The organism is Bradyrhizobium sp. IC3123 (genome assembly GCF_020193625.1).
GTDB classification, from domain to species: Bacteria; Pseudomonadota; Alphaproteobacteria; order Rhizobiales; family Xanthobacteraceae; genus Bradyrhizobium; species Bradyrhizobium yuanmingense.
In genome coordinates, this window is the sequence record NZ_JADYVF010000002.1 from 509,726 (window position 1) to 533,072 (window position 23,347).

At 65.5% G+C, this 23,347-nt stretch carries 26 protein-coding genes; 14 read left to right on the forward strand and 12 right to left on the reverse strand.

Going from position 1 to position 23,347, the window contains the following annotated elements; genetic code table 11:
• Positions 1-32: 32 nt before the first annotated feature.
• The gene (locus tag I6F20_RS07905; protein WP_057028977.1) at positions 33-998 is read right to left on the reverse strand and encodes a tripartite tricarboxylate transporter substrate-binding protein; all 966 of its coding nucleotides are present in this window, start codon (positions 996-998) and stop codon (positions 33-35) included.
• A gap of 162 nt (positions 999-1,160) precedes the next feature.
• Complete coding sequence (locus I6F20_RS07910; protein WP_036000600.1) at positions 1,161-1,631, reverse strand: MarR family winged helix-turn-helix transcriptional regulator; 471 nt, start codon at positions 1,629-1,631, stop codon at positions 1,161-1,163.
• A gap of 97 nt (positions 1,632-1,728) precedes the next feature.
• On the opposite strand from I6F20_RS07910, the gene I6F20_RS07915 reads away from it, so the two are divergent.
• Together I6F20_RS07915 and I6F20_RS07920 are read left to right on the forward strand one after the other, a co-directional pair.
• Positions 1,729-2,097: an antibiotic biosynthesis monooxygenase family protein gene (locus I6F20_RS07915; RefSeq protein WP_036000602.1), complete on the forward strand. Its 369-nt coding sequence runs from the start codon at positions 1,729-1,731 to the stop codon at positions 2,095-2,097.
• 23 nt (positions 2,098-2,120) lie between these two features.
• On the forward strand, positions 2,121-2,594 hold the full coding sequence (locus I6F20_RS07920; protein WP_036022723.1) for a hypothetical protein: 474 nt from the start codon (positions 2,121-2,123) through the stop codon (positions 2,592-2,594).
• A gap of 39 nt (positions 2,595-2,633) precedes the next feature.
• Here the strand turns inward: I6F20_RS07920 and I6F20_RS07925 are convergent, their stop codons facing one another.
• The 3 genes from I6F20_RS07925 to I6F20_RS07935 form a co-directional block, all read right to left on the reverse strand.
• Positions 2,634-3,116: a hypothetical protein gene (locus I6F20_RS07925; protein ID WP_081494469.1), complete on the reverse strand. Its 483-nt coding sequence runs from the start codon at positions 3,114-3,116 to the stop codon at positions 2,634-2,636.
• Between the two features lie 158 nt (positions 3,117-3,274).
• Positions 3,275-3,727, reverse strand: coding sequence for a DNA polymerase III subunit chi (locus tag I6F20_RS07930; protein ID WP_036000609.1), 453 nt, complete (start codon positions 3,725-3,727; stop codon positions 3,275-3,277).
• Between the two features lie 6 nt (positions 3,728-3,733).
• Positions 3,734-5,233 carry a leucyl aminopeptidase gene (locus I6F20_RS07935; protein ID WP_074447891.1) on the reverse strand — a complete coding sequence of 500 codons (1,500 nt, stop codon included), beginning with the start codon at positions 5,231-5,233 and terminating at the stop codon, positions 3,734-3,736.
• A gap of 338 nt (positions 5,234-5,571) precedes the next feature.
• On the opposite strand from I6F20_RS07935, the gene lptF reads away from it, so the two are divergent.
• From lptF to I6F20_RS07980, 9 genes are all read left to right on the forward strand, one after another.
• Positions 5,572-6,738 carry an LPS export ABC transporter permease LptF gene (gene lptF / locus I6F20_RS07940; protein ID WP_036000642.1) on the forward strand — a complete coding sequence of 389 codons (1,167 nt, stop codon included), beginning with the start codon at positions 5,572-5,574 and terminating at the stop codon, positions 6,736-6,738.
• Positions 6,735-7,832: an LPS export ABC transporter permease LptG gene (gene lptG / locus I6F20_RS07945; protein ID WP_036000645.1), complete on the forward strand. Its 1,098-nt coding sequence runs from the start codon at positions 6,735-6,737 to the stop codon at positions 7,830-7,832. Before lptF ends, lptG begins: the two co-directional genes overlap by 4 nt.
• Positions 7,833-7,882: 50 nt before the next feature.
• Complete coding sequence (locus I6F20_RS07950; protein WP_518513053.1) at positions 7,883-10,321, forward strand: LPS-assembly protein LptD; 2,439 nt, start codon at positions 7,883-7,885, stop codon at positions 10,319-10,321.
• A gap of 61 nt (positions 10,322-10,382) precedes the next feature.
• On the forward strand, positions 10,383-11,318 hold the full coding sequence (locus I6F20_RS07955) for a peptidylprolyl isomerase family protein (protein WP_036000650.1): 936 nt from the start codon (positions 10,383-10,385) through the stop codon (positions 11,316-11,318).
• Positions 11,318-12,385, forward strand: coding sequence for a 4-hydroxythreonine-4-phosphate dehydrogenase PdxA (pdxA, locus tag I6F20_RS07960; protein WP_225125691.1), 1,068 nt, complete (start codon positions 11,318-11,320; stop codon positions 12,383-12,385). The genes I6F20_RS07955 and pdxA overlap by 1 nt, the downstream gene beginning before the upstream one ends.
• On the forward strand, positions 12,385-13,239 hold the full coding sequence (gene rsmA / locus I6F20_RS07965) for a 16S rRNA (adenine(1518)-N(6)/adenine(1519)-N(6))-dimethyltransferase RsmA (RefSeq protein ID WP_109144000.1): 855 nt from the start codon (positions 12,385-12,387) through the stop codon (positions 13,237-13,239). The genes pdxA and rsmA overlap by 1 nt, the downstream gene beginning before the upstream one ends.
• 27 nt (positions 13,240-13,266) lie before the next feature.
• On the forward strand, positions 13,267-14,325 hold the full coding sequence (locus I6F20_RS07970; RefSeq protein ID WP_036000662.1) for an alcohol dehydrogenase: 1,059 nt from the start codon (positions 13,267-13,269) through the stop codon (positions 14,323-14,325).
• Between the two features lie 74 nt (positions 14,326-14,399).
• Positions 14,400-14,636 (forward strand): hypothetical protein, encoded by a 237-nt coding sequence (locus tag I6F20_RS07975; protein WP_036000665.1) that lies wholly within the window; start codon positions 14,400-14,402, stop codon positions 14,634-14,636.
• A 158-nt stretch (positions 14,637-14,794) separates the two neighbouring features.
• The gene (locus I6F20_RS07980) at positions 14,795-15,514 is read left to right on the forward strand and encodes a Crp/Fnr family transcriptional regulator (protein ID WP_036022715.1); all 720 of its coding nucleotides are present in this window, start codon (positions 14,795-14,797) and stop codon (positions 15,512-15,514) included.
• A gap of 10 nt (positions 15,515-15,524) precedes the next feature.
• Here the strand turns inward: I6F20_RS07980 and I6F20_RS07985 are convergent, their stop codons facing one another.
• On the reverse strand, positions 15,525-16,262 hold the full coding sequence (locus tag I6F20_RS07985; RefSeq protein WP_225125692.1) for a Crp/Fnr family transcriptional regulator: 738 nt from the start codon (positions 16,260-16,262) through the stop codon (positions 15,525-15,527).
• A 155-nt stretch (positions 16,263-16,417) separates the two neighbouring features.
• On the opposite strand from I6F20_RS07985, the gene I6F20_RS07990 reads away from it, so the two are divergent.
• Both I6F20_RS07990 and I6F20_RS07995 read left to right on the forward strand, forming a co-directional pair.
• Complete coding sequence (locus tag I6F20_RS07990) at positions 16,418-16,657, forward strand: hypothetical protein (RefSeq protein ID WP_036000675.1); 240 nt, start codon at positions 16,418-16,420, stop codon at positions 16,655-16,657.
• Between the two features lie 17 nt (positions 16,658-16,674).
• Positions 16,675-17,376 (forward strand): Crp/Fnr family transcriptional regulator, encoded by a 702-nt coding sequence (locus I6F20_RS07995; protein ID WP_225125694.1) that lies wholly within the window; start codon positions 16,675-16,677, stop codon positions 17,374-17,376.
• Here the strand turns inward: I6F20_RS07995 and I6F20_RS08000 are convergent.
• The 3 genes from I6F20_RS08000 to I6F20_RS08010 form a co-directional block, all read right to left on the reverse strand.
• Positions 17,364-17,975 (reverse strand): cupin, encoded by a 612-nt coding sequence (locus I6F20_RS08000; protein ID WP_036000681.1) that lies wholly within the window; start codon positions 17,973-17,975, stop codon positions 17,364-17,366. The genes I6F20_RS07995 and I6F20_RS08000 overlap by 13 nt on opposite strands.
• Before the next feature lie 115 nt (positions 17,976-18,090).
• Positions 18,091-18,576 (reverse strand): SRPBCC family protein, encoded by a 486-nt coding sequence (locus I6F20_RS08005; protein WP_036022711.1) that lies wholly within the window; start codon positions 18,574-18,576, stop codon positions 18,091-18,093.
• Positions 18,573-18,890: an ArsR/SmtB family transcription factor gene (locus I6F20_RS08010; RefSeq protein WP_036000689.1), complete on the reverse strand. Its 318-nt coding sequence runs from the start codon at positions 18,888-18,890 to the stop codon at positions 18,573-18,575. The genes I6F20_RS08005 and I6F20_RS08010 overlap by 4 nt, the downstream gene beginning before the upstream one ends.
• 258 nt (positions 18,891-19,148) lie before the next feature.
• Here I6F20_RS08010 and I6F20_RS08015 point away from each other — a divergent pair, with 258 nt between their 5' ends.
• Positions 19,149-20,351 carry a hypothetical protein gene (locus I6F20_RS08015; protein WP_225125695.1) on the forward strand — a complete coding sequence of 401 codons (1,203 nt, stop codon included), beginning with the start codon at positions 19,149-19,151 and terminating at the stop codon, positions 20,349-20,351.
• On the opposite strand, the gene gmk is transcribed toward I6F20_RS08015, so the two are convergent.
• The 3 genes from gmk to mltG all read right to left on the reverse strand — a co-directional run bounded on the left by gmk (position 20,284) and on the right by mltG (position 23,235).
• A complete protein-coding gene (gene gmk / locus I6F20_RS08020; protein WP_036000695.1) occupies positions 20,284-20,943 on the reverse strand; it encodes a guanylate kinase in 660 nt (219 codons plus the stop codon). The two genes, I6F20_RS08015 and gmk, sit on opposite strands and share 68 nt — an antisense overlap.
• A 3-nt stretch (positions 20,944-20,946) precedes the next feature.
• The gene (locus I6F20_RS08025; protein ID WP_109144007.1) at positions 20,947-21,834 is read right to left on the reverse strand and encodes a YicC/YloC family endoribonuclease; all 888 of its coding nucleotides are present in this window, start codon (positions 21,832-21,834) and stop codon (positions 20,947-20,949) included.
• A gap of 117 nt (positions 21,835-21,951) precedes the next feature.
• Entirely contained in the window at positions 21,952-23,235 is a 1,284-nt protein-coding gene (mltG, locus tag I6F20_RS08030) for an endolytic transglycosylase MltG (protein WP_036000702.1), read from the reverse strand.
• Between the last annotated feature and the right edge of the window lie 112 nt (positions 23,236-23,347).

The window sequence follows — 23,347 nt, forward strand, 5'->3', positions numbered from 1 at the left end:
CTCGGCCTTCAAGCCCGGCGGGACGCAATAGCTCAATCCGCGTATTGCCCGGCGGCCTTGATGATCGGCGCCCAGCGGTCGATCTCGCTGGTCAGCATCGCGCCCAACGCCTCCGGTGTCGCCTTGTCCTGCGGGACCGGCTCGGTGTTGATGTCGTTGAACCGGGCGATCAGCGCGGGATCCTTGAGCGCGGTCTGCAGCGCCGCCGTCAGCTTCTGAACGACCGCCGGCGGCGTGCCCTTGGGCGCATAGATGCCGTGCCAGACACCGAGCTCGAAACCCTTCAGGCCGGCCTCGTCGGCCGTCGGCAGATCGGGCAGGCTCTTCAGCCGCTCCTTGGTGGTGATCGCGTAGGCCTTGACCTGCTTGGCCGTGATCGGCCCGGTCGTGTTCGTCGCCTGGTCGCAGGTGAGATCGATCTGCTTGCCGAGCAGGTCGTTCATGATCGGGCCGTTGCCCTTGTAGGGCACCGTGGTGAGCTGCTTCTGGATCGCGGTCATGAACAGCATGCCGCACAGATGGGAGGCCGCACCCAGGCCGGCGTTGGCGTAGGTCAGCTTGTCGCCCTGCTGCTGGGCGTAGGCGACGAGCTCCTTGAGCGTGTTGGCCGGGAAATCGGGCCGCGCAATGATGGTCATCGGCGCGTTGGTCACGAGCCCGATCGGCGCAAAGGCCGTCTTGGTGTCGTAGCTGAGGTTGCGGTAGAGCGTCGCCGCGGTCGAGATGCCGACGTGATGGATCAGCAGCGTGTAGCCGTCCGGCTGGGCGCGCGCAGCGCGGGTCGTGCCGATGGTGCCGCCGGCACCGGTCGCGTTCTCGACGATGACCTGCTGTCCCAGCGATTTCGCCATGCCGGCCGCGGTCAGGCGCGCGATGGTGTCGGTCGGCCCGCCCGCGGCGAATGGAACCAGCATGGTGATGGGCCGGGTCGGATAGTCCTGGGCAAACGCCGCGCCAGACGACACGAGCAGAGCCGATACGAGGGCTATGAACCGCATTAGTTTCCTCCGGATTGTTTGTTTGCGCCATCAAAGCGCATTCCGGGGCGCGCGGCCATCACGAAAGCAACGTCGTCAGGAACATTGCAGCGGTCGAAGGTGCACCGATGCCGACCACACTGCATCCGGTGTGCCCGCGCGACCTTGCCGTTCGCCCAAGGGCTACGTCTGCTGCTCGGCATCGCTCTCGAGCTTGTTACGGAGTGCCGCGACGATGCGATGAACCGTTTGCAGATCCTTGACCGCAAGCCCTTCGGAAAGGCTGTTGACCCACGGCATCTGCAAAGCCATGGCGGCGTCGAAAGCGCGCCGCCCCTTGTCGGTGAGGACGACGAGCTGTGCGCGGCGGTGATGCGGATTGGCCTCGAAGGCAACGAGGCCTTCCGCATGGAGGTCGTTGACGATCCGCTGCACGTTCTGGCGGTTGCCGCCGAGATCGCGGGCGAGCCAGGCTACCGGCTGCGGTCGCTCTGCCTGCACGATGGCGCCGAGAATCTGCCAGCGGGCGCTGGTGAGCCCGAGCGGGGCCACCAAACGGTCCCCTGCGGTCAGGAGCAGGCTGTTCAGCCGGAACAAGTCAAGCATGAGGTTCGTCAGGGCATCGCCGGCCGGCGTCCGTTGGGATTTCCGCATCCGTCACCATAGACAGTTATTGACATCATGATGTCAAATTACTAGATTGCATATAGTACCATATTGACATCATAAAACCATCTCGACGGAGTTCGTCATGGCACGCTTACGCCCACTGGACCCTGACTTTCCCATCGAGCGTCAGCTCGGCATCGACACCGGCCCTTTGGTGCTGGTGAATCTGTTCACGCTCGACAAGGCCGACGAACAAAGCTTTCTCCAGGTCTGGCAGGACGATGCCGCCTTCATGAAGCGGCAGCCCGGCTTCATCTCCACCCAACTTCATCGGGCGATCGGCGAAAGCCCCACGTATCTGAACTACGCAGTTTGGCAGACGAATGCCGACTTCCGGGCTGCGTTCACGCACCCCGAGTTCAGGTCGAAGATCTCGGCTTACCCTGCATCCGCGGTCGCCTCCCCGCACCTGTTCCAGAAAGTCGCGGTGCCCGGCATCTGCGTCGCGTAGCTCGCTTCGAAAACGGCAGAACCATGACCAAGATCATCCACCCAGTCGCGGGAGCGGTCGCACTGATCACCATTGCGACTTTCTGGCTTTCCACGGCTCTCACCGAGCTGTTTGCGTCACACGAGACCATAGCCATGGTGAAGACCGCCATACCGTGGGGCTTCCTGCTGCTCATTCCGATGCTTGCGGCGACGGGAGGCTCGGGATTCGTCCTGGCAAAGCAGCGGCGCGCCGGCCTGATCGGTGCGAAGATCAAACGCATGCCGTTCATTGCCGGCAACGGCATCCTGATTCTGATTCCCGCCGCGTTGTTTCTTGCCTCCAAGGCGAAGGCCGCGGAGTTCGACACCACGTTCTACGCCGTGCAGGCTCTCGAGCTGGCCGCCGGAGCAGCGAACATCGTTCTGCTCGGTCTCAACATGCGTGACGGCCTCAAGATGAAGGGCCGTTTCCGCGTTCGCGAGCCTGATCGCTTGAGCACCAAGCCGATCCTCTGAGCGCGAAGATTCTTTCACTGCTGCGGAAGTGATCCCCGCCTATGCCTGCTTCTTCTTCCCCTTGGCCGCCCTCGGCACCGGCTGCGGGTCCGGATTGCCTTCGATCGAGGACAGACGTCCGGCGGTGAACGTGTAGATGCCGGCGCGCGGACCAGTGGTCCAAGTGACGACGGCGACGCGGCGGCCGCCAGCGTCGTTGGACAGGTTGACGGTCGAGGGCGCGCCGATGCCGCGCACCACGTCGCATTCGGTGTGGCCGAGCGCGACCGTGCCGCCGATCGGCGCGGGCGTCGTCGAGGCATTGGCATCGGCCGGTCCGGGCGGCGGCGCCATGCCGGGACAGGCGCCGTCGGCGCTGACGAGATCCTCAGCCCGCACCGGCTTGTCGGGGGTCAGCGGCGGCGATTCGATCGAGATGTTCTTGATGAAGAGGCGGCCGGGTTTCTGGAACCATTCGGCATCCTTCGACAGCAAATCGGCCCCGCCCGCGCAGCCCGCGACCAGCGGTGCTACGGCAGCCAACGCAATCAAGAGCGAGCCGGGAAGCTTTTGATGTCGCACGATAAACGAATTCCCCACGTGAAGGACCAGCCCTAAGCGATTGTCCCAACATCCCTTTGCGGCATGAAGGTGGCCGAAGCCAGCATCGCCCGAAAAGTGCAAATTATCATTAATTGCGGCTAATTGCGCTTCTGCCACCGGCCGCGGTCGTCGGCCTGCCAATAGGTGACATCAAATCCCCGCGCCTTGCAATCCGTCCAGGCGGTGCGGGCGAGCGCAAGCGCGTCGGGATCGTCGCCGTTGAACAGCAGCACCATGCGCTCATAGCCCTGCGCGTCCTCCGGCAGCGCGGCGTTGTCGACCAGGAAGCGGACATTGGCCCCATTGGGATTGCCGCCCTCGATCGCCAGCACGATCGGCTGGTCGGCAACATCGTTCACCCGCCATGTCGCGTGCGGCAGGAATGAATCGTCGCGATAGGTCCACAAGTGCGAGTCGAGCGCATCGGCGCGCTCCTCCGAGGTCGACTGCACCACGACGCGCCAGCCGCGCTCGAGCGATTTCTCGAGAAGCGGCGGCAACACATTCTCCACCGTCATGTTTTGCAGATGGTAAAACAGCACTTCAGTCATGTCGGGTCATTTGCGCTCGTAATGGTCGGCGACTAGGCGGTCCAGCAGGCGAACGCCGTAGCCGCTGCCCCAGCTCTGGTTGATGTCGGTCTTCGGCGCGCCCATGGCGGTGCCGGCGATGTCGAGATGGGCCCAGGGCACGCCGTCGACGAAGCGCTGCAAGAACTGCGCGGCGGTGATCGAGCCGCCATGGCGGCCGCCGGTGTTCTTCATGTCGGCGAACTGGGAATCGATCAGCTTGTCGTATTCCGGGCCGAGCGGCATGCGCCAGACCTTCTCCCCGCTCTCGATGCCTGCCGTGAGCAGCCGGTCGGCCAGTTCATCGTTGTTGGAGAACATGCCGGCATGCTCGGTGCCGAGCGCCACCATGATGGCGCCGGTCAGCGTCGCAAGATCCACCATGAATTTCGGCTTCACCTTCTTGGCGACGTACCAAAGCACGTCGGCGAGCACGAGGCGGCCCTCGGCGTCGGTGTTGATGATCTCGATGGTCTGGCCGGACATCGAGGTGACGATGTCGCCCGGCCGCTGCGCGTTGCCGTCGGGCATGTTCTCGACGAGGCCGATGGCGCCGACCGCGTTGACCTTCGCCTTGCGCGCGGCGAGCGCATGCATCAGGCCGACGACGCAGGCCGCGCCGCCCATGTCGCCCTTCATGTCCTCCATGCTGCCGGCCGGCTTGATCGAGATGCCGCCGGTGTCGAAGCAGACGCCCTTGCCGACGAAGGCGATGGGGGCCTCGCCCTTCTTGGCCCCGTCCCAACGCATGATCACGGTGCGGCTCGGCCGCGCCGAGCCCTGGCCGACACCGAGCAGCGCGCCCATGCCGAGCTTCTGCATCGCCTTGACGTCGAGCACCTCGACCTTGACGCCGAGCTTGCGGAGCTGACCCGCTCTGCGGGCGAACTCCTCCGGGAAAAGCACGTTCGGCGGCTCGTTGACGAAGTCGCGTGCGATGATCACACCGTCGACGACATGGCCGGCCGCGGCGAACGCTTTCTTCGCCGCACCGGCATCGCCGACCGCAAGCGAGACGTCGGCGCGCGCGCCGCCCTCCTCACCGTCCTTCTTCTTGGTTTTGTAGCGATCGAACTTGTAAGCGCGTAAGCGCAGGCCCGAGGCGATCGCAACCGCCTGCTCGCTGGTCAGGGCGCCACCCGGCAGCTCCGCCAGGATGGTCATGGCGGTGGTGCCGGCGGGCAGCTTGCTGGCCGCCACCCCGCCGAACTTGAGGAAATCGTTGGCCTTGAGGCCGGTCGCCTTGCCGGCGCCGATCACGATCAGCCGGGTCGCCTTCACCCCCTCCGGCGCCAGAATGTCCAGCGCAGCACCACTCTTGCCCTTGAAGGCGGCCGCAGCCGCCGCGCGCTTCACAATCTCGGCAGCGCCGCCGAGGGCCTTGACCGTCGCCGGACCGAGCTTCAGGCCGTCGTCGCAGAACACGACCAGGATGCCACGAGGGGCGGCAGACAGCGGGACAAAGCCGACCTTGATGGCATCGGACATGGATAACTCCTCCAAAAGATGGGGCTTTTCGTCGTTCGGGCGTTCCAGCCACAACCGGAGCTGAACGGCGATTCACTGAGGCGTCCCCCACTATGGGCCACCCGCCCGGCAGATGCCAAGCTCCGCCGTGGCCCCCACGCCACAACAGCGAAATATTATCCATATGATGAGGGTGCCACGGGGCAGCCATTTTGTTGACGGATCAAAGGGATGGTAGTGAGAGGATGAACTGGCGGAAGAGCTGTTGGCCGACCTTGGGGATCCCCTGATCGGGGATTGGTTGGGCAGCCGGAATTCCGATCGGAATTGGGGCTTGGTGGGAATTCGTGCGGTAGCGCATGGGGTCGATCGATAGGTATATCTTCCGCACGACGCTGGCGTCGTTTGCGTTGGTCCTGGTTAGCCTCACCGGCGTGATCTGGATTACGCAGGCGTTGCGCGGCATCGACCTGATGACGAGCCAGGGTCAGACCATCCTCACCTTCCTCGGCATCACCAGCCTCGTGATCCCGGCCCTGGTCCTGATCATCTCGCCGATCGCGCTGATGATCGCGATCTCGCACACACTGAACAAGCTCGCGACCGATTCCGAGATCATCGTGATGAATGCCGCCGGCTTCTCGCCGATCCGGCTGTTCGTTCCGTTCTTCTATGCCACCTGCGTGGTGGCGCTGCTGGTCGCCTTCATCGCGGCCTATCTCGCCCCAGACGGGATGCGGCGCATCAAGCAATGGGATGCCGAGATCACCGCGGACGTGCTCACCAACATCCTGCAGCCCGGCCGCTTCGCCCGGCTCGACGAGAACCTCACGATCCGGATTCGCGAACGCCAACCGGGCGGCATCCTCGCCGGCATCTTCATCGACGACCGCCGCGATCCGAACGAGCGCGTCTCGATCGTCGCCGAGCACGGCGAGGTCGTGAAGAACGAGACCGGCTCGTTCCTGGTGCTGGAAACCGGCAATCTCCAGCGCTTCGAGGCGGGCAAGCGCGATCCGGCGCTCGTGGCCTTCGGCCGCTACGGCTTCGACATGTCGAAATTCGCCAAGGGCCGCGACGTCACCCTCGGCATCCGTGAGCGCTATCTCTGGGAGCTGTTCTCGCCATCCGACAACGATCCCGTCTACAAGCAGATTCCAGGGCAGTTCCGCGCGGCCCTGCATGACAGCCTGCTCGCGCCGATGTATCCGTTCGCCTTTGCGGTGCTGACCTTTGCCTTTCTCGGAGCGCCGCGCACCACTCGCCAGAGCCGCAACTTCTCCATCGCCTCCTCGATCGTGGCGGTGTTCGGCCTGCGCATGGCCGGTTTCGCCTGCTCGGTGATGGCGGTGAAGTCGCCGGGCGCGGTGCTGGCTCAATATGCGATGGTTTTCGGCGCCATCGGCGTCGGGCTGTGGATGATCATCCGCGGTGTCGTGGTCGAGCCGCCTCCCGGCCTGATGGAGGCCATCAACCGGTCGAACGCACGGATCGCACGGCTGTTCGGACGTCCGGCCACCGCATGAGCATGCTCACCAACACACTGGGGCGCTATTTCGCCGGCCGCTTCGTGGTCGCGGCGCTCGGCGTCTTCGGCGGCATTTTCCTGCTGCTGGTGCTGGTCGACTACATCGAGATGGTGCGCAAGACCTCGGGCCTTGCATCCGCCTCCGCGCTCATGGTGGCCGAGACCTCGCTGTTCCGGGTGCCGCAGCTCCTGGAGAAGCTGACGCCGTTCTGCATGCTGATCGGCGCCATGACCTGCTATCTCGCCCTCTCCCGCCGGCTCGAGCTCGTGGTGGCGCGCGCCGCGGGCATCTCCGCCTGGCAGTTCATCGCGCCCGCGCTCGGCAGCGCGCTTCTGATCGGGGTGATCGCCACCGTCGCCTACAATCCGATGTCGGCCAATTTGCGCGAGCTGTCCAAGCGCATGGAGGCCGAGCTGTTCGGCTCCGCACCCGGCGGCGGCATCCAGGACGCCTCCGGCTTCTGGCTCAACCAGATGACCAGCGACGGGCAGACCATCATCAATGCGGCGCGCAGCGAGCAGCAGGGCATCCGGCTGACCGGGCTGACGCTGTTCCGGTTCGACCAGGACCAGCACTTCAAGGAGCGGGTCGAGGCGCGCGAGGCGACGCTGGATGCCGGCCGCTGGCTGTTCAAGGGCGTCCGCCGCTTCTCGCTGGACGGACCGCCGATCGACCAGGCCACCCTGGAAATTCCGACCACGCTGACCGAGGCGCAGGTCCGCAACAGCTTTTCCACCCCCGAGACTGTGTCCTTTTGGCAACTACCGAGCTACATCCGCTCCTCCGAAAGCTCGGGCTTCGCGACAGCGGGATACCGACTCCAGTATCAGAAGCTTCTGGCGCAGCCGTTTTTGCTCGCAGCCATGGTGATGCTCGCGGCCTCCGTGTCGTTGCGCTTCTTCCGGATGGGCGGCGTGCAGAAGATGGTTTTGAGTGGCGTGGGCGCAGGCTTTCTGCTCTACGTTCTGTCGAAAGTAACTGAGGACTTGAGCAAGGCTGAGTTGATGCATCCGATCGCTGCGGCGTGGTTGCCCGTTGTGGTGGGCGGCCTCACCGGCTTTTTGGCCTTGCTCTATCAGGAGGACGGATAGTGACTGCCGTCCGCCGAGGGCTCGTGTCTCGTTTGACGCGGCGCACATGGGTGCGCGCGAACGGGCGCGACTTGTCCGTCCGCAGGCTCCTGATTGCCGTCGTCGCGGCTGCCTCGCTCGGCGGCTTGATCGACGCTGCCGCCGTGGCGCCGGCGAAGGCCCAGAGCTTCACCTACAATCCGCTGCCGCCGCGTGCGAAGCCGCCAAAGGCCCCCAACGACAACCAGATGCTGGTTCAGGCCACCGAGGTGAACTACGACTACAACAACTCGCGCGTCTCCGCGGTCGGTAACGTGCAGCTGTTCTACAACGGCACCAGCGTCGAGGCCGACCGGGTCATCTACGACCAGAAGACCAAGCGGCTGCATGCCGAGGGCAACATCCGCATGACGGATGCCGACGGCAAGATCACCTATGCCGAGATCCTGGATCTCTCCGACGATTACCGCGACGGTTTCGTCGATTCGCTGCGCGTGGACACGGCGGACCAGACCCGCATGGCCGCGAGCCGCGCCGACCGCTCCAGCGGCAATTACACGGTGTTCGAGAATGGCGTCTACACGGCCTGCGCGCCGTGTAAGGACGATCCGAAGAAGCCGCCGCTGTGGCAGGTCAAGGGTGCCCGCATCATCCACGACCAGCAGGAGAAGATGCTGTACTTCGAGACGGCACAGATCGAGTTCTTCGGCGTGCCGCTCGCCTACATGCCCTATTTCTCGACGCCCGACCCGACCGTGAAGCGTAAATCCGGCTTCCTGATGCCGGGCTATATTTCGGGCACGGACAGAACGGGCTATGGCGTCGAGGTCCCCTATTACTGGGCGATCGCGCCCGACATGGACGCAACCATCACCCCGCGCTTCTTGTCGCGGCAAGGCGCGCTGCTGCAGGGCGAATTCCGCCAGCGCCTGATCGACGGCGCCTACCAGATCCGTGCCTACGGCATCTACCAGCTCGATCCCGGAGCATTCGCCGGGCTGCCCGGCGACCGCGAGTTCCGCGGCGCCATCGACACCAAGGGTCAGTTCGCCCTCAACGACAAATGGGTCTGGGGCTGGGACGGCGTGCTGATGTCCGACTACTACTTCTTCTCGGACTACCGGCTCTATCAGTACCGCGATCCGCTCGGCTCGTTCCTGTTGCTGCCGACGGAAGCGCTGTCGCAGCTCTATCTGACCGGCGTCGGCAACCGCAGCTTCTTCGATGCGCGCACGATGTACTGGCTGAGCTATTCGGGCAACCAGAGCCAGGTGCCGATCGTCTACCCGGTGATCGACTATTCCAACGTGCTCAACTATCCCGTCTTCGGCGGCGAGGTCAGCTACAAGACCAATTTCGTGAACCTGTCGCGCGACGATGCGGTGTTCGACCCGATCACGACGCTCGCCAACACCAACAGCCTGTGCACCACGGCATCGGCCGATCCGCTGGCGCGGATGCCCTCGCAGTGCCTGCTGCGCGGCTTCCCCGGCACCTACACCCGCCTCACCGCGGAAGCGCAGTGGCGCAAGTCCTTCACCGACCCGTTCGGCCAGATCTGGACGCCGTTCGCGAGCCTGCGTGCCGACGCGATCAGGTCCTCGGTCTCCAACCAGCCCGGCGTGTCGAACTACCTGCCCGTCGGCGACACCGAGGCGTTCCGCCTGATGCCGACCCTGGGCCTGGAGTACCGCTATCCCTTCATCAACGTTCAGCCCTGGGGCTCGACCACCCTCGAGCCGATCGCGCAGATCATCATCCGGCCGAACGAGACCTATGCCGGCAGGCTGCCGAACGAGGACGCCCAGAGCCTGGTGTTCGACGCCTCGAACCTGTTCAGCGTCGACAAGTTCTCCGGCTACGACCGCGTCGAGGGCGGCGGCCGCGCCAATGTCGGCGTGCAGTCCACCACGCAGTTCGACAGGGGCGGCGCCGTTAAGGTGCTGTTCGGCCAGTCCTACCACCTGTTCGGCCTGAACTCCTTCACGGTGCAGGATGCCATCAATACCGGCCTCAACTCCGGCCTCGACAAGCCGCGGTCGGATTACGTTGCGAGCGCCAACTACTCGCCGAACAGCACCTACACGTTCAGCGTCCGCTCCCGCATGGACGAGCAGACCTGGAACGTGCAGCGCTTCGAGGCGGAAGGCCGCGCCAACTTCAATCGCTGGTCGGTCAGCGTGTTGTACGGCAATTACGCAGAGCAGCCGGAGCTGGGCTATCTGACCCGCCGCGAAGGCATCCTGACGACGGGCTCGCTGAAGGTCGCGACCAACTGGGTGGTGTCGGGCTCGGCGCGCTGGGACCTCGAGACCAACAAGATCAACCAATATGTGCTCGGTGCCGGCTATGTCGACGATTGCTTCGTGCTGGCGGCGAATTACGTAACTTCGTATAGCTATTCGGCGGGCACCGCACCGCCCACGCTGAGCCACGCGTTCATGTTCCAAATCGGCCTGCGCACGCTGGCGAACTCAACGACGTCCAGCAGTTCCGCCGGCCTCCAGTAAATGGTTTGAAGTGCCGGCCGCGTTTGCCCTATCTCGACGCGGCCGACATGCGAGCGACATCATGACGACGCCATTGCCTGTCTTCCGCCTCCTTCTCGCCATCGGTGCCGGGCTGATCTTGGCCGCCCTGCCCTCGCCGTCGCGCGCGCAGAACATCGCCGTGATGGTCAACGGCGATCCCATCACCGATTTCGACATCGAGCAGCGCATCAAGCTCGACCAGCTGTCGACACAGAAGACCCCCAGCCGGCAGGAGGTCATCAACGTGCTGATCGACGACAAGGTCAAGATCAAGGAAGGCAAGAAATACGGCGTCGATCCCAGCGTCTCCGACATCAACCAGTCCTATGACGGCATGGCGCAGCGCATGCGCATCACGCCGGATCAGCTCACCAAGTCGCTCGAATCCAAGGGCGTCCGCCCGGAGACGCTGAAGAGCCGCATGAGGGCCGAGATGGTCTGGGGCAGCCTCGTGCGCGGCCGCTTCAAGGAGAAGCTGCTGGTCGGCGAGCGTGACGTCGCGCAGGCCGTGCAGGCGCAGACCGGCGAAAAGCTTCAGATCGAGGGCACCGAGTACAAGATGCAGCCGATCGTGCTGATCGTGCCGCGCGGCTCGTCGGCGGCGTTCCTGGAAACCCGGAAGAAAGAAGCCGAGTCCTATCGGGCCCGCGTCGGGAGCTGCGAGGAGGCCAATTCGCTGTTCCGCTCGACCCCGAACGCGACCATCCGCGACACCGTCACCAAGACCACCGCGGAGCTGCCGGAGCCGCTGCGCAAGGTGCTCGACGACACCCCCATCGGCCGCCTGACCGCGCCCGAGATGACCAAGAACGGCATCGAGATGGTGGTGCTGTGCTCGCGCAAGCCGACCATGATCGACACGCCGAAGAAGCGTGAGGTCCGCGAGAAGATGTATCAGGAGAAGTACGAGAAGACGCAGAAGGCCTATCTCGACGAGCTGCGCAAGGCGGCGATGATCGAATATCGCAACCGCTGATGGCCAAGCCCTTCTCAGAGCCCACCACCGAGTCCGCAGCCAAGCCTCTTGCAACCAAGCCCCTTGCAGCCAAGCCCCTTGCCCTCACCCTGGGAGAGCCCGCCGGCATCGGCCCCGACATCACGATCGCGGCCTGGCTCAGGCGGGGCGAGCTGAACCTGCCCGCCTTCTATCTGCTCGGCGACGAGGCCCTCATCGCGCGCCGCGCCAAAGCGCTCGGCGCCGATATCAGGATCGCCGCGGTGGGCCCCAGTGAAGCGGGTTCCGCGTTCACGGACGCCTTGCCCGTGGTCGCGACCGGCGAGCGCGCCACCGCCGAGCCCGGCAAGCCCGATTCATCCAGCGCGCCGGCCGCGCTCGCCTCGATCCGGCAGGCGGTCCTCGACGTGCGCGCGGGCCGTGCCGGCGCCGTCGTCACCAACCCGATCGCCAAGAGCCTGCTCTACCGCGCCGGCTTCCGTCATCCCGGCCATACCGAATTCCTCGCCGAGCTCGCCGCGGAGAACGGCTGCGTGCCGCAGCCGGTGATGATGCTGTGGTCGCCCCAGCTCGCCGTCGTGCCCGTGACCATCCACGTCTCGCTGCGCGATGCGCTGGGCGAGCTCACCAGCGAGCTGATCGTCTCGACCGTCCGCATCGTCGCCACCGAGCTGAAGTCCCGCTTCGGCATCGCAAGGCCGCGCATCGCGGTCTCCGGTCTCAATCCCCATGCCGGCGAGGACGGCTCGCTCGGCCACGAGGAGCAGACCGTCATCGTCCCGGCTCTGAAAGCGCTGCGCAACGACGGCATCGAGGCCAGAGGGCCGCTGCCCGCCGACACCATGTTCCACGAGGCGGCGCGACGGACCTATGATTGCGCGGTCTGCATGTATCACGACCAGGCGCTGATCCCGATCAAGACCGTCGCCTTCGATGACGCCGTCAACGTCACGCTCGGACTGCCCTTCATCCGCACATCGCCCGATCACGGCACCGCCTTCGACATCGCCGGCACGGGCAAGGCCAATCCGGCGAGCCTGATCGCCGCGCTGCGGCTCGCCAGCCGCATGGCGGCTGCGACAAGCTGATGAGCGCGATCGACGACCTCCCGCCGCTGCGCGAGGTCATCCGCCAGCACGCGCTGTCGGCGCGCAAATCGCTCGGCCAGAACTTCCTGCTGGACCTCAATCTCACCGCGCGCATCGCGCGTGCGGCCGCACCGCTCGAGGATTCCACCATCGTCGAGATCGGCCCCGGCCCGGGCGGGCTGACGCGGGCGCTGCTCGCGCTCGGCGCCCGCCGCGTCATCGCCATCGAGCACGACGAGCGCGCGATCCCCGCCTTGCAGGATATTTCCGCGCGCTACCCGGGCAGACTCGAGATCGTGCATGGCGATGCCATGACCTTCGATCCACGCCCGCTGCTCGCGGGCGAACGCGCCAAGATCGTCGCCAACTTGCCCTACAACATCGCGACCCAGCTTCTCATCAACTGGCTCGTTACCGAGCCCTGGCCGCCCTGGTACGAGATGATGGTGCTGATGTTCCAGCGCGAGGTCGGCGAGCGCATCGTCGCGCGCGAGGACGAGGAGGCCTATGGCCGGCTCGGCGTGCTCGCCAATTGGCGCTGCGAGACCAAGATCCTGTTCGACATTGCGCCGTCCGCCTTCGTGCCGCCGCCGAAGGTGACCTCCTCCGTCGTGCGTCTCAAGCCGCGCGCAGAGCCGCTTGCCTGCGATCGCAGGATGCTCGAGCAGGTCGCCGCCGCCGCCTTCGGCCAGCGCCGGAAAATGCTGCGGCAAAGCCTGAAATCATTGAATGTCGATCCGGCGCGGCTTGCACGAGCCGCCGGCGTCGACGCGACGCGGCGCGCCGAGACCATTCCCATCTCCGGCTTTGTTGCCATGGCGCGTGAATTGGCGGATATACGCAGCGAAAACTGAGTAACCAAGAATTCCGGAGGAAAGAAAATGGCGTTGATGCGTCGGCAGTCCCTGGTCAAGTTCGATGCGCCGCTGTGCGAGACCATCGTCGAGACGCCCAAGCCGCAGGGCCGTGAGGTCTTGGTCCGCATCGAGCGCTGCGGTCTCTGCCATTCCGATCTCCACATCCAGGACGGCTATGCCGATCTCGGCGGCGGCAAGAAGCTCGACACCACGCGCGGCATGACGCTGCCCTTCACGCTCGGCCACGAGATCGCGGGCGTCGTCGACGAGGTCGGCCCCGATGTTCCGGCCAGCCTCGTCGGCGCCAAGAAGGCGGTGTTTCCGTGGATCGGCTGCGGCCAGTGCCGCGACTGCGCCAATGGCGACGAGAATCTTTGTGTGAAGCAGCGCTTCCTCGGCGTCTCCATCGACGGCGGCTTCGCCACCCACGTTCTGGTCCCCGACGCCAAATATCTGCTCGACTACGATCCCCTGCCCGTCAACCAGGCCGCCACCCTGATGTGCTCCGGCGTCACCGCCTATGGCGCGCTCAAGCGCCTGGTCGACCGTCCGCGCCAGCGCAATTTGCTGCTGATCGGCCTCGGCGGCGTCGGCATGATGGGCCTGTCGTTCGCGCAGGCGATGTTCAAGCAGCCGATCACGGTCGCCGACCTCTCGCCGGCCGCGCGCGAGACCGCACTCAAGAACGGCGCCGCCGTCGCCTACGATCCGGCCGAGCCCGACGTGATCAAGCGCATCCTGAAGGAGACCGAGGGCGGCTTCGACGAGATCGTCGATTTCGCCGGCAACGAGAAGTCGATGGCCTTTGCCGTCGCCGTTGCCGCGCGCGGCGGCAAGATCGTGGTCTCCGGCCTGATGGGCGGCCAGTTCACGCTGCCGATGGTGCAATGGGTCTACAAGCGCATGACCATCGAAGGTTTCATGGTCGGCACGCTCGCGGAGGCTCACGAGCTGATGGCGCTCGCCCGCGCCGGCAAGATCAAGCCGACGCCGATGCGCGAGGAGCCGATGGGCGACGTGCAGAAATGGATCGACGAATTGCGTGCCGGCAAGGTCGTCGGCCGCATCGTCCTGAAGAACTGACCGCGGCGCGGCGGGTCCGACGCAAGTCTCGCCCGCCGCACGGAACGCCTGCGGCCGCGCCGCGTTGGCTGCGCATGTCGATCCGTTGCACCGTCGAAAGCGCATTCTTCATCGCCTGGAGCTGCCTGGAGAAGAGCGGCGAGCTCGGGCCGCCGGACGCGAGCGCGAACTTCCTGCTCGACGCCATCGAGGCCCAGCTTCGAACCGGTGAGCGCCGGCAATTGATGCTCGCCAACCGGGCGATCGACGCTTACCGCGCCGCTGCGTCACAGGGCCGACTGACGGGGGATCGCGAAGTCCGCTGCGGCTGACGATCCTCGCTGCCGTCCAGCCCGCTGAAGCCGCGACGCCGTGCTCTGGTTTTCAACGTTCGAACGTCCGTTGTGTGCACTTTGGAACCGTCGGTTCCGCCGCGGAAACGTAGGTTTGCCGCTGGCGCCGATTCCCGGCCCGCCCAAGAGAACGCAATGTGACCGGTCGGCCCAAGAACGATCTGCTCCGGCAGCTCAATCATCAGGATTTCGAACTGCTCGCGCCTCACCTCCAGCCGATCGACGTCGGGGCGAGTCAGGTCCTGCATCACGCCGGCGACGACATTGCCGCGGTGCATTTTCCATGCGGTCCCGCGCTGGTGTCGTTCGCCGTGCCGGTCGAGGACGATCGCGAGGTCGAAAGCCTGCTGGTCGGGCGCGAGGGCGCGGTCGGCATCGCCGCCGGCCCCAGCCCTTCGCTCGCCTATTCGCGCATGGTCGTGAAGTTTGGCGGCACCCTGGTGCGGCTGCCGTTGCGCGCGCTCGAGCAGGCGCAGCAGAGATCGGCGACGCTCCAGGAGGCCTTCGCGCGCTATGCCGACTGCCAGTTCGCGCAGCTCTTGCAGACTGCGGCTTGCAACGCTGCGCATTCGATCGAGCAGCGGGCCGCCAAGTGGATCATGTCCGCGCAGGAACATATCGGCGGAGCCGAGATTCCTCTCACCCACGAGCAGCTCGCCGGCATGCTGGGCGTCTCCCGCAGCTATGCCAGCCGCGTCATCCAGATGTTCAAGGCGCGGCGCATCCTCGCGACCCGCCGCGGCGCCATCCTGATCCTCGACGCAGCAGCGCTCGAAGCGAGAGCCTGCTGCTGTAACGATTGGGTGAAGAAGCATTTCCACGAGGTGCGCGGTGGAGCGGCACCCGCGGAGGGTTGATGCCTCCGCCTCACGCATGCGGCGGCGACTGCCGCTTCAGATGCAGATAGGTCGGACTGAAATCGCCGAGCCGCTGCAGCTCGCGCCATTTCAGCACGACCAGCTCGCCATCACGAAGATCCATCGCGCCGCTGCGCCTGAGATCGGCGAGCGTCCGGTTCACCGTCGCGATCGCCATGCCGAGCGTCTCGCCGAGCTGCGCGAGACTGATCGGCATGCGGCAACGATTGCCGTGCACCAGCTGCGCCGCGCGGGCGCGGTAGAACAGCTCGCAAAACAAGTGCGCCATGCGGGTCTGCATCGGCCGGGCACTGTTGTTGGTGATGGCCTCGCGAAAGATCGCGGCATCGAGCAGCGTCTCGCGCCAGACCGCGAGGGCGAAGGTCGGCCGCCGCCGGAACGCGATGAACAGTTCGCGGTGCGGGATGAACGCCACCGACGCCGGCCCGAGCGCACTGAGCCCGTGATCCATCTGGTCGATGAACAACCCCTGCGCATCCGGAAGATCGCCGGTGAGATGGAACGCCAGATATTGCCGCCGCCCGCTGCCGAGCAGGTGATAGCGGGCAACCATGCCGGAGACGACCAAAGCGGAATGCTCGGGCTCATCGCCTTGACGGATGAAATCCTCATTGGTTGCGAAATCGCGCAGCATGAAGGTCAACGCGCGAATCTCGCCAATATCCTCCTCTGCGAGCGCGGTGTGCTCGCCGAGGTTCCGTATCAGCACGTCGTGAGCCTTTTCCATGGAGCCGCCAAAAATCGCGCCGGTTCTATCAAATGATACGTCCGGCTTGCGTTCAGCGGACTAGAACGCAGATCGGAAGCACAGGTTGCTAACCGGCTTGCGACGCATCGATCGCAGCCACCCCCATCCCCCCATTCGGACCAGCCGGCCTTAACATGAAAAGCACCACTCTCCTGGAGCGCATCCGGCGCCTGTTCGCATCCGATGCCGGCGAGCATCTGGACAGCATCAGCGACGCCTTGCTGAAGGGAACGCTGAGGGAGCCGGTCCGGCCGATGTCGGATCAGGAGCTCGCTCGCGCCATCCGCGAGTTCCGCTCCGTGCCGGTTTCCGACTGGACGCTTGCGAAACTGTCGCGTCGCCTGGCCGAGGCGTCCGTGCCGCGGGACGGCTGAAGCTGCACGCGAGGCCCATGCCACATCCGAAATTCATCGTCCGTCTGCAGACGATCGAAGGCCTGTCCGAGGACGAGCGCCGCCAGATCGCGGGCTTGCCGTCCACGCTGCGCCAGGTCGCGGATGGCGAGATCGTGCTGCGCCAAGGCGAGGCCGCGAGCCGCTGCGTCTTCGTCGTCAGCGGCTTCCTCTACCAGTCGCGCATCGTCGGCGATCGCAGCCAGACCCTCGCCTTCCATGTTCCCGGCGACATGCCATGCCTGCACACGCTGCTGGTCTCGCCGATGGACGCGGATCTCGTGGGGCTCGGCCCGACCATCGTCGGCACCGTCGCCCACAGCCAGCTCCGCCAGCTGCTCGACAGCTCGATCCACCTGACCCGCGTCTTCTGGCGCGAGACGCTGATCGACGCGGCCATCTCGCGGCAATGGATCGCCCGCCTCGGCGCGCAGGCGGCGCTGCCCAAGGTCGCGCACCTCATCTGCGAGCTCGCCGCAAGGCTGGAGATCGTCGGCCTCGTCAAGCGCAACTGCTTCCAGATGCCAATGACGCAACGCCACGTCGCGGACGCCTGTGGCCTGTCCATCGTCCACGTCAACCGCACCATCCAGGAGCTGAGGCACCGCGGATTGATCGCGTGGGAAGGCAGCGAGATCGAGCTGCTCCAGCCCGACGAGCTGCGCAGACTTGCGGATTTCTCGCCGGATTATCTAAGCTGAGCGGACCGCCACGCGGCGAGCAGCGGTCCGCCGCTCCCCAGCACGGGATCCGTCTTCGGCTTGCGGACCTTGGCGATGCGCTTGACCGCGTCGGGACGCTGGCGTGTGTCGGTGCACTCGTCATAGGTGCCGTCCTGCGGGTAGGCGCCGACGACCATAAAGTCCCGGCTGGATTCGATCAGCCGGTGGCCGGTGCCCGCGGGCAGGACCAGCACGTCCCCGGCTTTCAGTTTCAGGATGCGGCCCTTGATCCCGCCGCACTCGATCCTCGCCGTGCCGCGCGCCACGCCCATCACTTCATGGATCTGCGAATGATAGTGGACGAAGTCGTACACGGTGTCGCGCCACGATCGGCCCCAGCCATTGGTGTCGAACAGCGTATCGATGACGACCTCGGGCGGAAAGCGCCGACCGTTCAGCTTCACCGCGCCGCGATAGAGCAGCGCCGGGAAGCGCGGATGGTTCGGCACGATGCCGTCATCGCGAAAGTGCATGGCCGTGGGCTTGCGGGCCCGTACCAGCCCCCGCAGCGTCGCTGCATCGGGCTGCTCCTCTACCAGCTTCTTGGCGAAGTTCTTGATCTGATCCTTGACCGGCATGACGTCTCCTCAGCCGCGAAATAACGGCTGCGGAGGTGAGAAGTTTCCGGGCCCGATCGGAGCAAGGCCCGACAGGGCCTCTCCTCGTCATGACGCGGCGTCGGAAGGAAGCGCGTCAACGCTTGGCGGCAATCAGTTCGGCAAACTGCCGCAGATAGAGCGGCCAACCCTGATCGCTGTCAACGCCGCTGCGGACGCCTTCCCAGCCCTCGCCATGCCGATCGAGGCGACGGTGCTCCAGCTCCAAGCGGGTCCGGCTTGGTGTCTCCGCAATGAACCGGACCTCCCATTCACTCGTCTTGGCGGGATCGGTCTCGATTTGCCAGCGCGGGCTGATGTCCCAGCTCAAGAGGACTCGATTGGGTGGTTCGAACGCCAACACGCGCGCCCAGCGGCATTCGCTGCCGTCGATCCCCCGATCATAAATGCTTCCGCCCACCCGAGGTTCGAATACGGTCTCTGCGATGGGAACGGCGAGCAGATTGTGCTCGCGCGGCTTGAAGCTGCCGAAGTCTTCGGTGAAGACCTTGAACGCGCGCTCGATCGGCGCCTCGACGACGATGGAATGTTTGACGGGCGCAATCGATACACGTGTGTTCATCTGGATCCCTCCGATGGTTTTTCGACGGCTAGTTTGTAAGCGGCCAACGTGTCGCTCCAGAACCGGTCGAGCCAGGCTCGCATCTGGCCGAGTCCCGCCGGATCGACGTAATAGACGTTGCTGGCGCCCTTCGGCTCTGCACGAACCAAGCGGGATTCGCGCAGCACCTTGAGATGCTGTGAGACGGCCGACTGGGACACGGGCAGCTGTCGCGTGATCTCGGCGACCGTGCGTGGCCGTGCACCGACAAGCTCGAATATCCGCCTGCGGGTGGGATCGCCGAGTGCGGCCAGTTGTGCGCTGTCCTTAGCCATAGACACTCACCGCTCCATGCCACGCTTGTCATAAGTTACTACTAATGATTAGTACTGACTTATGATCGTGTCAACCGGCTCAGGTCGTGGCGTGGAACTCTGATCGTGACGTTGGGAGAGTCTCATCCGGGGCGGAACGAACGTCGCGCAGGCCCGATTCAAGCCACATCCTCTCCGGATTTGCGGCTCATTGCCACCCAAGTCTTTGACGAGAAGGGGCTCGTTGAGAGTTGCGTCATGCGTAACCGGGAGACCAGGATGGGCAACCGCGCCGCAAAGTTCATTTCGACCCTCGTCGCCAGCATCCTCGCGGGCGCGCCATTGGCCGCGGTATCGCAGAACGCGCCGACGCCATCGAGCACGGCCGCCGCGGCGCCCGACTGCCTGGCTTCGCCGAAGGATGCCACGCCGCAGGGCCAGCACTGGTACTACCGCCTCGATCGCACGACGAAGCGCAAGTGCTGGTATCTGCGCGCCGCAGGCGGCAAAGCCGCACAGACCGCGCAGGCGACGACCGATACATCCGAGCCGGATGCAGCACCGCCGCAGGCCGTGCAGAACGCGCGCGCGGAATATATCGCGCCGCAGACGAGTGCCGCAGCGGGCACGCCGAACATGGCCGCGCCCGCGCCGGCTGCAGCGAATGCACCCGCGGTCGCGCCGCAGCCGCCGAGCAGCGTCGCCGAAACCAACGCGCAGCAGCCGGCCGTGACCGCGCGCTGGCCCGAGGCCTCCACAGCGTCCACCGCGCCAGCGCCTCAGCCGGCGGAAACCACGGTTGCAGCAGCCGCGCAGCCAAACGCGAAGCTGTCAAAATCCCCTGCTCCGCTCCCGCCCGCGGCCGATGGCACGACTGACAAGTCCGGCGGTTCGCTGCAGATGCTGATGCTTGTGATCGGCGGTGCGCTGGCGCTCGCCGGCATCCTCGCCAGCGTCATCTACCGCTTCGCCGGCGGACGGGTCCGCGCCAGGGCCGCCGACCGCCGCGGGCATTGGGACGATTGGGCGCCGCAGGACCATGACGGAAGCCACGCGCCCTGGCGCGATTCACCGCCGGCCGCCGCCCAGCCGCCCCGCCCGATCGACTTCGATGCGGCACGTCCGCAACCGACAAGACAGGCGACGAAACTCGCCGCGATCGGCCGCGAGATCGAGCTGATCGACGCACGCAGGCAACGTGCCGCCGCTCCGGCCGCAAAACCGGTCGAGTCCAGAAGCGACAAGGTCGAGATCAAGTTGTTCGATCGGGCTGCTGCACCCAAGCTTGCCGCCAACGAAATTGAGGCGGATCGCGATGACGCGCCGGCAGGTCGGGATACCGATGCCGTCGATGTCGACGCGATCACGACGATGCTGGAGCAGCTGGCGAAGGAAGGGCCGCGCCTGTCGCGGCCTAACCTTGAAGCTGACCTTGCAAACTTCGCACGAAGCCTACGAGGCCAATCCGCCGCTCGCGCTTGAGACGCTCGGCCTTCAGGATCGACTGCACCTCGGCGAAGGCTTCGTCGACCGCGTGGTTGATCACGATGTAGTCGTACTCGGCCCAGTGACTCATCTCGTCGCTGGCGCGGCTCATGCGCTTGCGGATCACCTCGTCGGAATCCTGCGCGCGCGAATGCAGGCGCTTCTCGAGGTCGGCGGCCGAGGGCGGCAGGATGAAGACGCTGACGACATCGGCGCGCGCCTTCTGTTTCAATTGCTGGGTGCCCTGCCAGTCGATGTCGAACAGCACATCCTGGCCGGCCGACAACGCCGCATCCACGGGGCCGCGCGGCGTACCATAGCTGTTGTCGAACACCGTCGCCCATTCCAGCAGTTCGTCGGCCTTCACCATGGCATCGAACGTCGCCTTATCGACAAACGTATAGTCCTTGCCGTTGACCTCGCCCGGCCGCATCGCGCGCGTGGTCGCAGAAACCGACATTTTCAAGCCCGGCATCCGGTCGATCAGCATGCGCGACAGCGTCGTCTTGCCCGCGCCTGATGGCGAGGACAGCACGAACATCAATCCGCGCCGCTCGACACCGTCAGTTCCGTGACCGCCCGTCGTCATCGATCACTCCAGATTCTGCACCTGCTCGCGGAACTGCTCGACCACGTTCTTCATGGCGAGGCCCGTGTTGGTCAACTCGATGTCGTTCGACTTCGAGCAGCAGGTGTTGACCTCGCGGTGAAACTCCTGCGCCAGGAAATCCAGCTTGCGCCCGATCGGGCCGCCCTTGCCGATCAGCTCGCGCGCCTGCGCGATGTGGGAGGCGATGCGGTCGAGCTCCTCGCGGATGTCGGCCTTGGTCGCGATCAGGATCGCCTCCTGCATCAGGCGGTCGGAGTCGAAACGGTCGGAGGTGTCGAGCAGCGCTGCGATCTGCTCAGCGAGCTTCGCCTTGATCGCCTCCGGCTTGCGGCCGGGCGCGGCCTCCGCTCTCTTCGCCAGCTGCTCGATCTCGTCGACGCGCTGGGTCAGGATCTGCCCAAGCGAAGTGCCCTCGCGCTTGCGCATCGCAACGAGCTCGTCGAGCGCCTTGTCGAAGGCCTCGGCGGCAGCAGTGCGCGCTGCCTTGTCCTCCTCCTCGTCGCCCTCGGGCTCGGCGACCTCGACGACGCCCTTGATGGCGAGCAGGCCGTCGATGCTCGGCGCCACCGCGTCGACCTTCCCCGAGATCAGCGCGGCGGCCTTCAGCACCGCGTTGAGCACGTCCTCGTTGATGCGGACGGTGGCGGCGGCATTGGTGCGCTTGACGGTGAGATTGGCATAGACGGTGCCGCGCGAGAGCAGCTCGCCCGCGCGCTTCTTGGCATGGGCCTCGAGCTCATCAAACCCCTGCGGCAGCCGCACGCGCAAGTCGAAGCCCTTGGCATTGACCGACTTCAACTCCCATTCGAACGTATACGGCCCGCTTGCGCCGTGGCATCTCGCAAAGCCGGTCATGGACGACAGCGCCATCAGTTCAAATTCTCCAGGAACACGGGATTCGCGAGGCTATCAAGCCACGCGAATCTTAAGACTATTTTGCCGGAAAGTGGAATCGGCAATGTCCGCAAGCCGATCTGCGCGCAAGGCTCAGCGCTGAACCACCGGCGGCGAGCCCTGCACCGCGCCCTGCCGGGCCGGTGGGGGATTGGCTGGAGCAGCCGGGCGTGCTGCCGGCGGCCTCTTCTGCTGATTGGGCCGTGCCGGCGTGGCCGCGGTCGGCGCGTCGGCAGCGCCAGGCGCGGCAACGGCCGGCGGCTGCGCGTCCTCGGGCGGCTCGACCGTGTCGTTCTGGATCTGCTTCTCCATCGCGCGGAGCTTGGCGACGTTCTTCTGGTGCGCGTCGTAGGTTTCGGTGAAGGCATGCCCGCCGGTGCCGTCGGCGACGAAATAGAGGTCGCGGGTGCGGGCCGGGTTGGCGGCAGCTTCGAGCGAGGCGCGGCCCGGATTGGAGATCGGGCCCGGCGGCAGGCCGTCGATCACATAGGTGTTGTAGGGCGAGGGCTGCGTGATCTCGCTGCGTTTGATCGGCCGGCCCAGCGTTCCCTTGCCGCCGACGAGGCCGTAGATGATGGTCGGATCGGACTGCAGCTTGATCCGCTGCTTCAGCCGGTTGACGAACACCGCGGCGACACGGCTGCGCTCGTCCGCCTTGCCGGTTTCCTTCTCGATGATGGACGCCAGCGTGACCAGCTGCTCCGGCGTCTTGACTGGAATGTCCTGATTGCGGCGCTCCCAGATCTCCGACAGCACACGCTTGTGCGCCTGCTGCATGCGCTGGACCACCTGCTCGCGCGGGGTGCCGCGCGGGAATTTGTAGGTCTCCGGGAGCAGCGTGCCTTCGCGCGGCAGCTCGCGCACGCTGCCGGTGAAGATGTCGTTGTCGGACAGCCGCGCCACGATCTGCTCGGAGGTCAGGCCTTCGGGAATCGTCACGGCGTGCTGCACCACCTTGCCCTCGACGATGGTGCCGATGACGTCGCGCAGCGAGGCGTTCTTCTGGAAGGAATACTCACCCGGCTTGAGGTCCGAGCTCGCCTTCAACGCGGCGACGCTGGCGATGAACACCCAGGGATTGACGTCGGTCACGCCTTCCCGGTTCAGCGTCTCGGCGATGTCGCGCTTGCCCGCACGCTGCGGGATGTTGACGATCTTGTCCTCCTTCAGCGGTCCGGGCGCCTCGAGCACCTGGCGGCCGTAATAATAGACGCCGCCGGCGCCGAGCATGGCGATCAGCAGAAGCGTGATGATGGCGTTGCCGACGACGACGAACGGATTGCGCGCGCGGTCCGACCGCTTGGGCGGCGGCGGAAGTTGCTCGGGCTCGAGCGCGGCCCGCGGACTCCGGGGTGAAATGGGCGGCCTTTCACTCATCGAAACAACCTGAATCCTGCCGGTTCAATAGCGGCCCGACAATCGCTTGCCCTGCCAAAAACGCACGCGCCCACGTCCATGACTATCGCCGAATACGGCAAAACGGTGGATT